This window comes from Photobacterium jeanii, from assembly GCF_001650345.1.
Classification (GTDB): domain Bacteria; phylum Pseudomonadota; class Gammaproteobacteria; order Enterobacterales; family Vibrionaceae; genus Photobacterium; species Photobacterium jeanii.
In genome coordinates, this window is sequence record NZ_LVHF01000017.1 from 48706 (window position 1) to 61348 (window position 12643).

General features: G+C 48.3%; 15 protein-coding genes. 8 read left to right on the forward strand and 7 right to left on the reverse strand.

What is annotated here, in order from left to right; genetic code table 11:
- Genes A3K86_RS09630 through A3K86_RS09645 form a run of 4 tightly spaced genes read right to left on the reverse strand, consistent with a single transcriptional unit; the run spans window position 1 to window position 2295 of the window.
- Window positions 1-270: a flagellar biosynthetic protein FliQ gene (locus A3K86_RS09630; protein WP_068330692.1), complete on the reverse strand. Its 270-nt coding sequence runs from the start codon at window positions 268-270 to the stop codon at window positions 1-3.
- 31 nt (window positions 271-301) lie between these two features.
- Window positions 302-1030 (reverse strand): flagellar type III secretion system pore protein FliP, encoded by a 729-nt coding sequence (gene fliP / locus A3K86_RS09635; RefSeq protein ID WP_068330693.1) that lies wholly within the window; start codon window positions 1028-1030, stop codon window positions 302-304.
- A complete protein-coding gene (gene fliN / locus A3K86_RS09640) occupies window positions 1030-1389 on the reverse strand; it encodes a flagellar motor switch protein FliN (protein WP_068330694.1) in 360 nt (119 codons plus the stop codon). Before fliN ends, fliP begins: the two co-directional genes overlap by 1 nt.
- Window positions 1390-1401: 12 nt before the next feature.
- The gene (locus A3K86_RS09645; protein WP_232321949.1) at window positions 1402-2295 is read right to left on the reverse strand and encodes a FliM/FliN family flagellar motor switch protein; all 894 of its coding nucleotides are present in this window, start codon (window positions 2293-2295) and stop codon (window positions 1402-1404) included.
- Between the two features lie 633 nt (window positions 2296-2928).
- On the opposite strand from A3K86_RS09645, the gene A3K86_RS09650 reads away from it, so the two are divergent.
- From A3K86_RS09650 to A3K86_RS09685, 8 genes are all read left to right on the forward strand, one after another.
- Window positions 2929-3804, forward strand: a complete 876-nt coding sequence (locus A3K86_RS09650; RefSeq protein ID WP_084406555.1) for a MotY family protein — start codon at window positions 2929-2931, stop codon at window positions 3802-3804.
- Window positions 3801-5294: a sigma-54 dependent transcriptional regulator gene (locus A3K86_RS09655; protein ID WP_068330695.1), complete on the forward strand. Its 1494-nt coding sequence runs from the start codon at window positions 3801-3803 to the stop codon at window positions 5292-5294. Before A3K86_RS09650 ends, A3K86_RS09655 begins: the two co-directional genes overlap by 4 nt.
- Before the next feature lie 77 nt (window positions 5295-5371).
- Window positions 5372-5716 carry a flagellar hook-basal body complex protein FliE gene (locus A3K86_RS09660; RefSeq protein ID WP_068330696.1) on the forward strand — a complete coding sequence of 115 codons (345 nt, stop codon included), beginning with the start codon at window positions 5372-5374 and terminating at the stop codon, window positions 5714-5716.
- 13 nt (window positions 5717-5729) lie between these two features.
- Window positions 5730-7433 carry a flagellar basal-body MS-ring/collar protein FliF gene (gene fliF / locus A3K86_RS09665; RefSeq protein ID WP_068330697.1) on the forward strand — a complete coding sequence of 568 codons (1704 nt, stop codon included), beginning with the start codon at window positions 5730-5732 and terminating at the stop codon, window positions 7431-7433.
- A complete protein-coding gene (locus A3K86_RS09670) occupies window positions 7420-8427 on the forward strand; it encodes a FliG C-terminal domain-containing protein (protein WP_068330698.1) in 1008 nt (335 codons plus the stop codon). The genes fliF and A3K86_RS09670 overlap by 14 nt, the downstream gene beginning before the upstream one ends.
- Window positions 8428-8438: 11 nt before the next feature.
- Window positions 8439-9146: a flagellar assembly protein FliH gene (fliH, locus tag A3K86_RS09675; protein WP_068330699.1), complete on the forward strand. Its 708-nt coding sequence runs from the start codon at window positions 8439-8441 to the stop codon at window positions 9144-9146.
- Window positions 9139-10470, forward strand: coding sequence for a flagellar protein export ATPase FliI (fliI, locus tag A3K86_RS09680; protein ID WP_068330700.1), 1332 nt, complete (start codon window positions 9139-9141; stop codon window positions 10468-10470). Before fliH ends, fliI begins: the two co-directional genes overlap by 8 nt.
- A 10-nt stretch (window positions 10471-10480) precedes the next feature.
- On the forward strand, window positions 10481-10921 hold the full coding sequence (locus A3K86_RS09685; RefSeq protein ID WP_068330701.1) for a flagellar export protein FliJ: 441 nt from the start codon (window positions 10481-10483) through the stop codon (window positions 10919-10921).
- Window positions 10922-10975: 54 nt separating this feature from the next.
- Here the strand turns inward: A3K86_RS09685 and A3K86_RS09690 are convergent, their stop codons facing one another.
- From A3K86_RS09690 to flgA, 3 genes are all read right to left on the reverse strand, one after another.
- Window positions 10976-11413: a flagellar protein FlgN gene (locus A3K86_RS09690; protein WP_068330702.1), complete on the reverse strand. Its 438-nt coding sequence runs from the start codon at window positions 11411-11413 to the stop codon at window positions 10976-10978.
- The gene (flgM, locus tag A3K86_RS09695; protein WP_068330703.1) at window positions 11413-11691 is read right to left on the reverse strand and encodes a flagellar biosynthesis anti-sigma factor FlgM; all 279 of its coding nucleotides are present in this window, start codon (window positions 11689-11691) and stop codon (window positions 11413-11415) included. Before flgM ends, A3K86_RS09690 begins: the two co-directional genes overlap by 1 nt.
- 118 nt (window positions 11692-11809) lie before the next feature.
- On the reverse strand, window positions 11810-12583 hold the full coding sequence (flgA, locus tag A3K86_RS09700) for a flagellar basal body P-ring formation chaperone FlgA (RefSeq protein ID WP_107270401.1): 774 nt from the start codon (window positions 12581-12583) through the stop codon (window positions 11810-11812).
- Window positions 12584-12643 lie beyond the last annotated feature (60 nt).

Consider the following 12643-nt stretch of genomic DNA (forward strand, 5'->3'; position numbering starts at 1 on the left):
CTATCCAATTAAATGCGGTATATCGAGGAACAGGCGGGTGAAGAGATCGCCAAGGGTACGCAATAGCCAAGGTCCGGCAAAGCCTAACATCGCGAGCGTAACCAAAAGACGTGGCAGAAAACTCAGCGTTTGTTCGTTAATTTGGGTTGCGGCTTGGAAAATACTCACCACCAGACCGACCAACAAACTTGGAACGATCAGCACGCATACCATGCTAACGATGATGACTAAGGCATCACCAAAAAACGCGGCAACAAACTCAGAACCCATAATGCCCTCTCGTGTTTATGCGGTGATGGGGTTAGCCGAAGCTGGCACTTAGGGTGCCGACGGTCATAGACCAGCCATCGACCATCACAAAAATCATCAGCTTGAACGGCAGCGAAATGATCAGTGGCGATAGCATCATCATACCCATGGCCATCAAGACACTGGCGACCACGATGTCGATGATCAGGAACGGAATAAACAGCATGAAGCCGATTTGGAAAGCGGTCTTGAGTTCACTTAATACAAAAGCTGGCATCAAGATCAAAAAATCGAGATCTTCTAGCTTATCGGGCGCAGGCTCGTTAGCAATGCGCAGGATTTGCTCTAAGTCGGTTTCACGGGTTTGTTGCAACATAAACTGACGCAGTGGTTTAGCACCAATATCGGCGGCTTGTTGCAAAGTGATTTGGTTTTCTTGGTAAGGCACAACGGCATTATCGTAGATGTCGTACAGTACCGGACGCATGATAAACAGCGTCAGGGTCATGGCGATACCAATTAAGATGCGGTTAGGTGGGCTTTGTTGCAAACCCATGGCTTGGCGTAAGATCCCGAGCACAATGATGATACGGGTGAAGCTGGTCACCATCAGTAACATGGCTGGCAAGAAGGCCAGCGCAGTCATCATCAAGAAGACTTGCAGCTTAACGCTGTATTCCTCAGGACCCGCAGGACCATTGATGGTCAGCAGTGAGAGGTCTTGTGCCCATGCCGGTGTTGCAGCCAGAAGGGCTAAACTCACCCAAGCCAGCTTACGCATTATTTGGTGAGTCCTTTGAGCATGTCGTTGTCGTCGACAACATCAACGAGGCGCAGACCGTATTTGTTGTTCACGATAACTACTTCAGCGTGACCAAGAAGGGTGCCGTTTACTTTTACGTCCATTGCTTCGCCGCTTAGCTTATCAAGCTCGATCACTGTACCTAGACCCACATTCATTAGGTCGCCCACCATGAGTTCGGTGCTAGCCACTTCCAGCGTCAGGTTCACAGGGATGTTGCGAATGAAGCTCATGTCTTGTGCTGGCGCATTCATTGCACTTGGCATTGGGTCTTGGCCAAGGCTACCTAGGTCAAGATCATCCAAATCGATATTTAAATCAGTCGCTTGTTCGGTCATTGTTATTCCTAGTTATTGTTTGATCACGCTTTGTACTTGCAGAACCAAGCTGGCATTGTTTTCAGCCACTCGCGCGGTATATAGCGCGGTGTTGCCAGCACGTACCGTTACTTCACTTGGAAGTTCCACCGGGATCACATCACCGGCTTTAAGGTCCATGACAGTACCTAGCGATAAACGGCGTTCAGCAAGCGTGGTGGTCAGATGCATTGGAGCCTGACAGATTTTGCTTTGAATTCGTGCTTGGAGTTCAGGGTCAGTATCGATATCAATTGGCTTTTGCTGATCGCGCAAAAAATCCAAACCCGCGAACGGTAAGGAAATGGCTAACCAACCTTTGTGCCCAGCAACTTCCATACTGAAGTGACACACCTGATAAAGCTGATTCGTTTGGGTGACATTACCTAAACGCAGGGTGTTTTTTTCGGTTAGCTGACTTTGCCAATTTGTGATGCTGTGCCAACCATTGGAAAATTGTTCCAGCGCGACACAGAAAAAACGCTCCACTAAGCGTAATTCGGTATCGCTCATTTCTTTGCGGCTGCGTTGGTTTTTCGCGAGACCACCAAAGAAGAGATCGACCATCGCAAATAATAATTCACCATCAATAGCGATGGTGCCGTGAAGATCGTGCGGCGACACAATGAACTCACGGTATAGCGAAGGTGTTGGCATCTGTTGCAAGTACTCTTGCAACTTGAGGGTATCTTGCTGCTCAAGCGTGAAAGCGACTGGGTGACGTAGCAAGTGATGGAACGACTGGCGAGCAGTACGTTCAAACTGTTTGCATACGTTATCGATAATAGCTTGCAGCGCACCAATGCGGTGTTCAGGGCTGGCTAGATCAAAGTCGCGTACGTCGACTTGATCAGTATTGGATATGATTTTGCTTTTTTTAGTCATCATAATTGGCAAACTATCTAGCTAACTGTCAACTGCAACGCGTCGTATATTCATGAAACAAAAGCTGTTTATAACTGAATATATAACTCAGCTTAAACAACTCGGTTATAAATAAAAAAATGAATGAAAATTTTAAAAAATTAAAATAAATATTTTAACAAATGATGCTGTTCGTTTTTATTAATTATATTTTTTACGGCATCATAGATTTGGCGTGAGAGACTACCTTTAGAGGGTATCGATTGTCAAACTAATCCCGCTCACCTTTAGGTATATTATACGGTACATTGTTTTGTTTGTCTTGGTGAGTTATTTATCGCTAAATTTAACGTTTATTTGACTGCTTAGTGTTCATTTTATTGACAGTTGACATGTCCTAGTTAATGCATTCTTATTAGCGCCATAAATAAAATATATAAACACTCATTTAAGCCCTTAAATACATTTACGCTCGCTGCATATTTAACTGTGTCAATATTTCGTCTCGCTTTTGTAAGCTCCTGATTTAAAGGTGCTTTATTAAGGCGATAAAATTATTTGATATTTTTGTTTAAGTTAATTGATTGCGTGGTCGCTTAACTGTTTTTTATGGCTCTAAATAACTTGTTGGCGTGATCTCTTAACTTGGAGTTATTAATGTTGGTCATTTTTAGAGCAATTTTAGCTCTATTTTTGTTTGTTTCTTGTTCGGTTAGTGCGAAGGTGATTAATTGGTCGTCTGCTTTGGATGATAGCTCATGGCATTTTTCCGGCAGCAAGACGTCATGTGTGCTTTCCCATCCGGTACATCAATTTGGCACTGTGAAAATAATTTCAGAGGCAGGCGAAAAAACGCGTTTATTACTTAATTCAACCAAAGTTAAGACTTTAAATAACGTTGTAAATATTGAATCAATATCACCTCCTTGGCTAAAAAACTCTGAAGTTGAACTTTACCCTTATCGCTATGGTTATATTTCACCATCCGATAACTCATTAATTGTTAATGATGTTGAGAATGTTGTTAATGAATTAAATAACGGTCGATGGGTGGCAATTAATTTGACGGATAAGCGTCAAATTAATAACACGGTGATTGTTCAGAATATAAATATTGAGCAATCAGTTTCTGATTATTTGCAATGTCAGAACCAGTTGATTGCATTTAACTATCAACAAATTAGAGATTCTGTCTTTTATTTTAAACCTGGCTCAACGCACTTGAACCCTCAAGTAATTAAGAAGCTGGAAGGAATTGCGGAATATATTGATATTGATTCCAAAGTTCGCAAAGTGTTGATTGATGGCTACTCAGATCAAAGTGGTCAATTTAGTTCCAAGATGCGTATTTCTCGCCAGCGTGCCGATGAAGTGGCTGCAATGCTAATGGAGCTTGGGGTTCCCCATCAATTAATCCAAATTCGTTCGCATGGTGATCGTTACTTGGCTTCTAGCCTAACGACTCCCCAAGCGTTGCAGTTAAATCGTCGCGTAACCGTTAGGCTGGTGCGAAAATCAGGAGCAAGTTCATGACAGCAACAACTTGGCAAGTGCTGATGTTTCACCCCCAGCATCCGGTATTAGACAGTGTGTTAGCCGGCGGCGAAGCGCAAGGGTACCAATTAACCCGCGCTACCAATGTGATGAACTGTTTATGTCAGCTTGATAGCAAAGCGTGGGACTTACTGTTAGTGCCTGCGTGTTTGGCCGACGGTAGCGAAGCCAGCGATGTGATCGCCTTGGCGCGTCGCCAAGGGTATAACGGCCCGATTGCGGTACTGTCTGAGTTATCGCATGTCAGTCAAGTTAGCCAAGCGTTGCAAATGGGGGCGACCGATTATCTGTTGATCCCATTTGGTCATACTCATCTTGCGCAGCTAGTTCAACGCATTATGCAAACCAAGCAGTCGAGCTCGTCAGTGGTCGCAGAAGCGGCGCAGAGTAAGCAGCTGCTGCAATTGGCACAGCGTGTCGCGCAAACCGATGCTTCAGTGTTGATCAATGGTGAAAGTGGTACTGGCAAAGAAGTGCTAGCGCGTTTTATCCACGATGCGTCACCGCGTGCTAAGGCGCCATTTGTTGCCATTAACTGCGCTGCGATCCCTGAAACCATGATTGAGTCGATTCTGTTTGGTCACACCAAAGGGGCGTTCACGGGGGCTGCATCAGCTCAGCCGGGTAAGTTGGAAGTCGCCAACGGCGGTACGTTACTGCTTGATGAAATTGCCGAGCTGCCTTTAGCTCTGCAAACCAAATTACTGCGTGTGCTGCAGGAAAAAGAAGTAGAGCGTTTAGGTAGTCACCAGAAGATCAAACTTGATATTCGAGTGCTGGCGGCAACCAACCAAAATTTAGAAAAGGCGGTTGCTGAAGGTCGCTTCCGTGCTGATCTTTACTATCGCTTGAACGTGTTCCCATTATGCTGCGCTTCATTGCGCGATCGCCCTGATGACATCATTCCACTGGCTGAACACTTGTTGGATCGCCATATGATGCCAGGTCAAGCGTCGACACACTTTACCGACTCTGCCAAGCAAGCGCTTAAAGCGTATTCGTGGCCGGGCAACGTACGTGAGCTGGAAAACATCATTCAGCGCGCGTTAGTGATGAGCCACGGTTGTTTGATCCGTGCGCAAGACTTATTGCTGCCGGGTCAACCTGTGGTGAGCGAGTCAGTGGTTAGCACTCGCGATGTGGTGCTGACCGATGCGGTTGCGTCATCAACACCGATGCCAATCGAGCATGCCGCCCCTGAAATGCAAATGCCTGAATTGGGTGAGGTGTCGTCAGAGCAAAGTCCGGCCGGGGTGAGCCCATCATCGGCTGGTACTAAGAAACGTCCGAATTTACAAAAAAGCCGTAAGCAAGCGGAGTTCAATACCATTATCGAGACCTTGCGTCGCTTCAATGGTCACCGTAGCAAAACGGCGCAAGAGTTAGGGGTTTCGACCCGAGCACTACGCTATAAACTGCAAACCATGCGCGAGCAAGGACTGGATGTCGAGCAAATGCTGGCCAGTTAATAGTTTTATTATTTCGAAATAAGCGGCTGTTCATCAGCCAATAACAATATTGTTTTTAGTGTTTTAGAGAGCTTCTAATGCAAGAAAAAGTCCTGTTAATGCAGCAGCCTTTGAGCCAAATGGCCGAGGTGCAGGCCCAAATTCAATCATTCGATGCGATTAAGATCGCACCGAACCCGATCACCACTCCTCAAGCGCAAGCCGTGGACTTTACCCAAGTGATCACCAACACCCTGAACAATGTCGACCAGCAAGGTCGTGATGCGTCAGCCAAGATGACAGCGGTAGATACTGGTCAAAGCGATGACTTGGTTGGGGCTATGGTCGCAAGCCAAAAAGCCAGCCTAGCTTTTTCAGCTATGGTGCAAGTGCGTAATAAGCTGATGACAGCTTACGACGATGTCATGAAGATGCCAGTGTAGTGGGATTGGGTAAGTGACTGAAGTAATGAAGCAGAAGCTGGCAACAATGGCTAGCCCAGCAGGCGTAGGTCGCCTGTTTTCTGGTATGCGCTTGGCAGGTTTTCTGATGGGCATTGCTGCCTTGGTAACCGTGGCAGTGGTATTAGGCTTATGGCAGGGCAATAGCCAGTATCGTCCCTTGTACGGTGAAACCGAGCAGTTTGACCGTAGCCAAGTGATCTCGGTGCTGGAAGAAAAAGGGCTGGATTACTATATCGAGCCGCAAAAAGGCAGCGTCATGGTTGCGCGCGATAGTTTAGGTCAAGCGCGTTTAGCGCTGGCGGCGGCTGGTGTGGAAGCGCAATTGCCAACGGGTTTGGAAATCCTGAACCAAGACTCTAGCTTAGGCACGAGTCAATTTGTGGAAAATGCGCGTTACCGCCACGGCTTAGAAGGCGAATTAGCACGCAGCATCATGGCACTTGATGCGGTGCAAAATGTGCGTGTGCACTTGGCGATGCCAAAGCAAACCTTGTTTGTCCGTCGCGATAAAGCCCAAGCGTCAGCGTCAGTGGTGTTATCGTTAGCACCGGGTGCTGTACTTGATAGCGAGCAAGTGACGGCGATTGTTAACTTGGTGGCTGGCAGTGTACCTGAGCTTTCTGCAGAGCAAGTTACGGTGATCGACCAACAAGGTAATTTGTTGTCGGCATTGGTTGGTGAAGGCCGCCATGGCAAGAACAGCAGTGCTTACCTTGATTACGTGCAAAAACTGGAAGCGAGTTACATCAACCGTGCTTCGCGCATGCTACGCCCTATGGTGGGGGGGGATAACTTCCAAGTGGAAGTGGCTGCAGATGTAAACTTCGACCGTACCGAATCAACTCAAGAACTGTATGCCCCTGAAGGGACGGTTCGTTCTGAATTTAACTCTTATGATCGCCGTGCAGGTCAAGCTGCCCAAGGTGTACCGGGTGCATTGAGTAACCGTCCACCGGAAGAAGGTGACGAAGATAAAGATCCAAATGCGGGTAATGAGCGTGGTGAAAGCTCACGTGAGTACGTGATGGATCGCACCATGAAGCATACTTACTTCCAGCAAGGTCAGGTTGAGCGTTTAAGCGTATCTGTACTGTTAAATGGTGAGCCAGATGCGTTCACGCCAGCAAAACTAGACAGTATTCGTCAGATGCTTAGCGATGCGATGGGGATCAATGCCGATCGTGGCGATCGTTTTAGCCTTCATGTGTACCCATTTAGCAAAGTGGATCAGCAACTGCTGGGTGAAGAGCCTGTGTGGTGGATGCAAAACGTATGGCTTGATTACCTACGTTACATTCTGTCTGCGATTGTGGCGCTAGTGATTCTATTGGTTGTGGTGCGTCCTGCGCTACGTCAATTAGCGGGCGAGCGTAAAACGGGCAACGAATTGAGCCCGGTAATGGCAGATCCAACGGCAGCTAATGCGACCAACAGCACTGCTGTGGCGAATGTTGCGACGCCAGCGGATGCGACGCCAGAAGCTGAATTAGAAGCTCCTGCTGCGGCAAGTGCACCATCAGAAGCGGCAACCTTGAGTTCAGCTGTGGTGCCAGAAGATGTGTTGCCTGAACTGCCAAGCCCTGAGACTGGCTTGGAAATTCAAACCTCTTACTTACAGACGTTATCGGAGAAAGAGCCGGAACGTGTTGCTCATGTTGTTAAACAATGGATAACCCCGAAAGATGCAGACAAGTGATAATGCCCAAGGCATCGAACAGGCCGCAATTTTATTGTTGAGCATGGGTGAAGAAGCTGCAGCCAATGTGCTGCAGCAACTTGATCGTGAACAAGTGCGCCAGTTATCGATTGCGATGGCCAGTATTCCCGCGGTGAAAAAAGACCAAGCGGAAAGTGTATTTCAGCGTTTTTTCCAAGACTTTAAATCGGAGTCTGGAATTTCAGGTGCGTCGCGTAGCTACCTGGAACGCACCCTAAACAAAGCCTTAGGTCAGTCATTGTCGCAGCCGCTATTGGATGCGATTTACGGTGACTCGCTTAAGCACAACCTACAGCGTCTGCAATGGCTTGAGCCTGCCAAGTTGGCAGAGCTGATTTCGGGTGAGCACCCGCAGATGCAAGCGGTGTTCTTAGCTTACCTAGAGCCAGAAGTGGCGACAGGTCTACTGGCTAAACTGCCAGAAGAAGGGCTTGATGAGTTGCTATACCGCTTAGCGAACTTAAAAGAAATCCACCCAGACATGATGCAAGAAGTGCACGTGCTGTTGGATAAGTTCTTAGCGCAAGTGGGACAGCAAAACAGCACCTTGATTGATGGCACCCAAAAAGCAGGTGACATCATCAACCGTCTTCAAGGCGATCAAAGCATGAAGGTGATGACAGGTCTGAAAGCGATCGACCCGGATTTGGTGGCGCAGCTAGAATCGCAAATGTACAACTTCAGCATTTTGGTTCGTCAGACCGAAGAAACGTTGGAGCGCTTGGTGGAAGAAGTCGAGCAAGATGTATTGGCGACGGCGCTAAAAGGTGCCGAAGAAGAGCTGCTTGATAAAGTCTTTGCCACCATGCCGAAACGTGCCGCGCAATACTTGCGTGAAGCGATGGAAGGCAAAGGTCGTGTTCGCTTGAGTGCGGTGGAAGAAGCACGTACTCAGTTGGTTGATACGCTGCGTCAGCTTGCCGATGAAGGCGAGGTGGAGCTGCAACTCTTTAGCGAGCCAGTGGTTGAGTAAGCGAGGGTGTGATGAAAAAAAATCAGGTAAGCAATGTGCTTCATCCTCAGCTAGGGCAATACCGCCCGTATCACTTTCCGCCTTTGATGCAGTCAGATGAAGACGATCTGTTTGGTGATGAAAGTGGTGGCTCGTATCAAGACGAGTTTCACAATGGTTTCCAAGATGGTCAGCAAAAAGGTCACGAGCAAGGTTACCAAGAAGGTGTGACCCAAGGCATGCAGGCTGGTCTTGAGCAAGGGCTTGAACAAGGTCGCCAGCAAGGTGTTAGTGAAGGGATGGCGCAGGTGCAGCAACAAATGGGCAGCACTGCGGCATCGGTTGATCACTTGATGCAGCAAATTCAGCAAGTGTTCCAACAACACGTGCGTCAGCAGAGCGAAATGATCTGTGATTTGGTGCAGAAAGTGGCGCGCCAAGTGATCCGTGCCGAGCTAACCCTTAAGCCGGGTCAGATGGTGCACTTGATTGAAGAAACACTTGCGCAAATGCCAGAGCAAAAGCCAGATTTGGTGATTTACTTAAATCCGCAAGATTGCCAGCGCTTGGTCGAGTTAGTGCCAGAGCAAGTGGCGTCTTGGACGCTGCAGCCGGATGAGAATCTAGCGATTGGTAGCTGCCGCGTGACCAGCAGTGAGTCGGAAGCGTTCGCCGATAGCGATGAGCGTTTAGAGACTTGCATGGAATCGATCCGAGACAGTTTGCTCAGCGATGCGTGATTTATTTCAAGAACTCAACGCCCGACTAAGCTCGGCGGTCGATCAAGTCCCTGAAGTGCCAGTTGCCCGCACTTGGGGGCGCTTGACCCGGATGGCAGGATTGACCCTCGAAGCGGTCGGTTGCCGTTTGTGTACCGGACAGCGTTGTTTAATCGAAACCGACCACGGCACCTTAGTAGAAGCCGAAGTGGTCGGTTTTGACCGTCAGGCGTCAGTATTGATGCCGATCCGCCATACCACGGGTTTGCGCCCGGGGAGCCGCGTGCTGCCGCTTCATGGCGACAGCAAAATCGATGTCGGCTACAGCATGCTGGGCCGTGTGCTGAATGGCTTGGGTGAACCGCTTGATGGTTTAAATCCGATCTCGGGTGAGCAGCGCATCAGCCTACAAGGCGAGACCATAAACCCATTGCAACGCCTACCGATTTCCAGCCAGTTGGATGTGGGTGTCCGCGCCATTAACGGCATGTTGAGTGTCGGTAAAGGACAGCGTATGGGCTTGTTCGCGGGTAGTGGTGTGGGTAAGAGTGTGCTGCTTGGCATGATGACCCGTAACACCACCGCTGAGATCACCGTGGTGGGTTTGATTGGTGAGCGTGGCCGTGAGGTCCGTGAATTTATCGAACACTCTTTGGGGCCGGAAGGGATGAAAAATGCGGTGGTGATTGCTTCACCTGCCGATGATCCGCCGTTAATGCGTTTGCGAGCTTCGGTGCTGTGCCACCGTATCGCTGAGTTCTTCCGCGACCAAGGTCACGACGTATTACTCTTGATGGACTCATTAACCCGCTACGCCCAGGCGCAGCGTGAAATCGCGTTAGCTGTCGGTGAGCCGCCAGCAACCAAAGGTTATCCGCCTTCAGTGTTTAGCTTGTTACCTCAACTGGTCGAGCGGGCAGGTAATGGCGCGACCGAGCGAGGTTCGATCACCGCGTTTTATACCGTGCTGTCGGAAGGGGACGATCAACAAGATCCGATCGCCGATGCGGCGCGGGCGATCCTCGATGGCCACATTGTCTTGAACCGTGAATTGGCCGAGCAAGGGCATTATCCTGCGATTGATATCGAGCAATCGATCAGCCGTGCGATGCCACAAGTGGTGAGCCAAGAGCAGCTTAAACAAGCGCAGCTTATTAAGCAGCGTTATGCGCGTTATCGTCAGATCCAGGATTTGATTGCCTTAGGGGGTTACCAACCGGGGCAAGACCACAACCTCGATTTAGCGGTCCAGCAATACCCAGCGGTGTGCCAGTTCTTGCAGCAAGGTATGCATGAAAGTGTGACCTTGGCTGAAACCCAAGCGGCGATGGCGCAGTTAGTGTAAGGAAACCAAGATGCGACGAGTGAAAATGTTGACCCACTGGCGTGAGCAACAGCAACGCCAGTTTGATGATATTCAACAAGAATATAGTCAAATCAACCGCCAGTATCAGGCTCACCAAGACAGATTAGCCTTGCTAGAAAGTTTATCGGGTCAGTACAGTGTGGGCGGTGGTCAGCAAACGTCAGCGTTGATGCTGAAAGGCATTGGTCGTTTTCGTTATCAGTTGGATAACCTTACTCTGTTACAACGCCAAGAGTTGGAAATGGCTGAGGTTGAGTTGCGTAGTGCCAACGAGCGGATGGTTAAGCAACACTGTCAGGTCAAGATGGGGGATAAGCTGATCGAGAAACGTCAGCAAGGGCTGATCAAAAAGGAAGAGCGTCAGCAGCAAAAAATCTTAGATGAGTTGGCGGCGAATCAATTTTATCGCCAGCGGATCGCATCATCCTAGCTGGCGAAAAATCTAAACCTAATTATATCAACCGATTAAGGTTTTATTCACCGCTTAAGGTTGGGCTGGTGCGTAGCAGAATTGCTGCTCGGGTTTGAGCAAACGGTCAATTAACTGCTTTTGTTGGGCCAGTAAGCGACCATTGGTATTGTTCAGCTCTTGGCAGGTCAAGGTTAATTGATACACCTGTTGCCACCATTGTTTTGCCTGATCTTGGATCGGTTGTGGCAGCTTTGCCAGCAAAGTTTGCATACCTTGGTTATCGGCCGTGGTACCAAGCTGGTTTAAGATCGTTTGACGATTCGCCGCGTGCTGGTTCAAGGTCGCCATCAACTGCTCCATCGCCGCATTGTGCGGTGTCAGGGCTTGATTATCACGATTGACCAACAGGTTATGCTGCTCTTTCAGCTGATTCGCCATTTGTTGGTAATGGCTCACATCTTGTTTAAGCTCACCTAACAGGGTTTTGATCAGGGTATTACTGTCAGCCATTATTGGTTGCCTTGGTAGTAATCAACCATAGTGCCTGCGAGTTTATCCAGATCAACGTTAACCTGACCAGATTGCAGCATTTGCTTCATCTTCGCCACTTTATCCATATCAACGTCGCTGGTATTGCGAAGTTCGGCTTTGGCATTTTGTAGGGAACGCACGTCGTTGCTTAGTTCTACCTGTTTGGCTGCTGGCGTTGCGGCAGCGCTTTTGTTCGCTGATGTGCGGCTGTCGATAGTAACAGGCTGTGACATCGCGCTTTGAATTTTTCCAATCATGCGATTACTCAATCGGTAATAAGTAATAGGTTTATAGCTATACAGCGACCAACAAAATCTGAGCTTAACTGCTTTTTTGATCTTTTGCGCAAATTATATCAATTTTGATCCGCTAAGGTTAAAACAAGGTTTTGACTTTTTGAGGTCCTACCACGGTTGCCAAAATGGTTTTGTCGGTAGTGCTATTTTTTACCTTGATTTGTTCACCCTTGCTTCCTGCTTCTAGTGCAACGCCCTTCATTCGCGCCGTCATGTTGCCATATTTAGCTTCAATCACCACTTCTTGGCGTCGTTCAACCCAATTGCGCTGTTCAACCATCCGAGGGCTGATAATTTTCCCTGCGGTGATCCGCCGTTTACTGACTTGGTTTTTGAGCTCGCTGACTTTAGTGAAATACCCCTGACGGACATAAGAAATATCGGTTCGACGACGCCTGAGATCTTTTTGATTTAAGGTTTGTTCACGCTCGATGGTGTTTTTGGCCACCACTAATTTGAGGTACACCTTTACATCGGCTTTGGCGCGAGATTTCCAATAGTTTGGCTTGTGACATTCTAACGTTAGGGTCACTTTGCCGATAGGTTGGCGTGCTTGATTACGGCTGATCGCCAATGGTGTATCGCAGGGTGATAGCTCAGGGGTATCAATATCAAAGCGAAAATCATTACTGCCAACACTGCCTGCAAAGCGCGCCACTTCGCGGTATAAAAAACTGCGAATTTGGGGCGCGTATTCTGATTTTTTCTTGTTGTTAGCCATACTTAGCGGGCTACAAAGTGCCGCAATTAATCCTATCCCTGTGATCAATGCTAGGCGGATAACGCGTCTTTCCGAGCGGAAGTTGAGCTTCCGCTCTAGACGGATGTTATCGGACTTATTCTTGTAAAGCATTGATCTATCTCGTTTAAATAAATGGCATAAAGTTTGCTTTATATGGCTGTTCAACCGATA

Bases quoted from the DNA above. Each gene is read 5' to 3' on its own strand.
- A3K86_RS09630 (WP_068330692.1), bottom strand. From the start codon at position 270: ATGGGTTCTGAGTTTGTTGCCGCGTTTTTTGGTGATGCCTTAGTCATC.
- fliP (WP_068330693.1), bottom strand. From the start codon at position 1,030: ATGCGTAAGCTGGCTTGGGTGAGTTTAGCCCTTCTGGCTGCAACACCG.
- fliN (WP_068330694.1), bottom strand. From the start codon at position 1,389: ATGACCGAACAAGCGACTGATTTAAATATCGATTTGGATGATCTTGAC.
- A3K86_RS09645 (WP_232321949.1), bottom strand. From the start codon at position 2,295: ATGATGACTAAAAAAAGCAAAATCATATCCAATACTGATCAAGTCGAC.
- A3K86_RS09650 (WP_084406555.1), top strand. From the start codon at position 2,929: ATGTTGGTCATTTTTAGAGCAATTTTAGCTCTATTTTTGTTTGTTTCT.
- A3K86_RS09655 (WP_068330695.1), top strand. From the start codon at position 3,801: ATGACAGCAACAACTTGGCAAGTGCTGATGTTTCACCCCCAGCATCCG.
- A3K86_RS09660 (WP_068330696.1), top strand. From the start codon at position 5,372: ATGCAAGAAAAAGTCCTGTTAATGCAGCAGCCTTTGAGCCAAATGGCC.
- A3K86_RS09670 (WP_068330698.1), top strand. From the start codon at position 7,420: ATGCAGACAAGTGATAATGCCCAAGGCATCGAACAGGCCGCAATTTTA.
- fliH (WP_068330699.1), top strand. From the start codon at position 8,439: ATGAAAAAAAATCAGGTAAGCAATGTGCTTCATCCTCAGCTAGGGCAA.
- fliI (WP_068330700.1), top strand. From the start codon at position 9,139: ATGCGTGATTTATTTCAAGAACTCAACGCCCGACTAAGCTCGGCGGTC.
- A3K86_RS09685 (WP_068330701.1), top strand. From the start codon at position 10,481: ATGCGACGAGTGAAAATGTTGACCCACTGGCGTGAGCAACAGCAACGC.
- A3K86_RS09690 (WP_068330702.1), bottom strand. From the start codon at position 11,413: ATGGCTGACAGTAATACCCTGATCAAAACCCTGTTAGGTGAGCTTAAA.
- flgM (WP_068330703.1), bottom strand. From the start codon at position 11,691: ATGATTGGAAAAATTCAAAGCGCGATGTCACAGCCTGTTACTATCGAC.
- flgA (WP_107270401.1), bottom strand. From the start codon at position 12,583: ATGCTTTACAAGAATAAGTCCGATAACATCCGTCTAGAGCGGAAGCTC.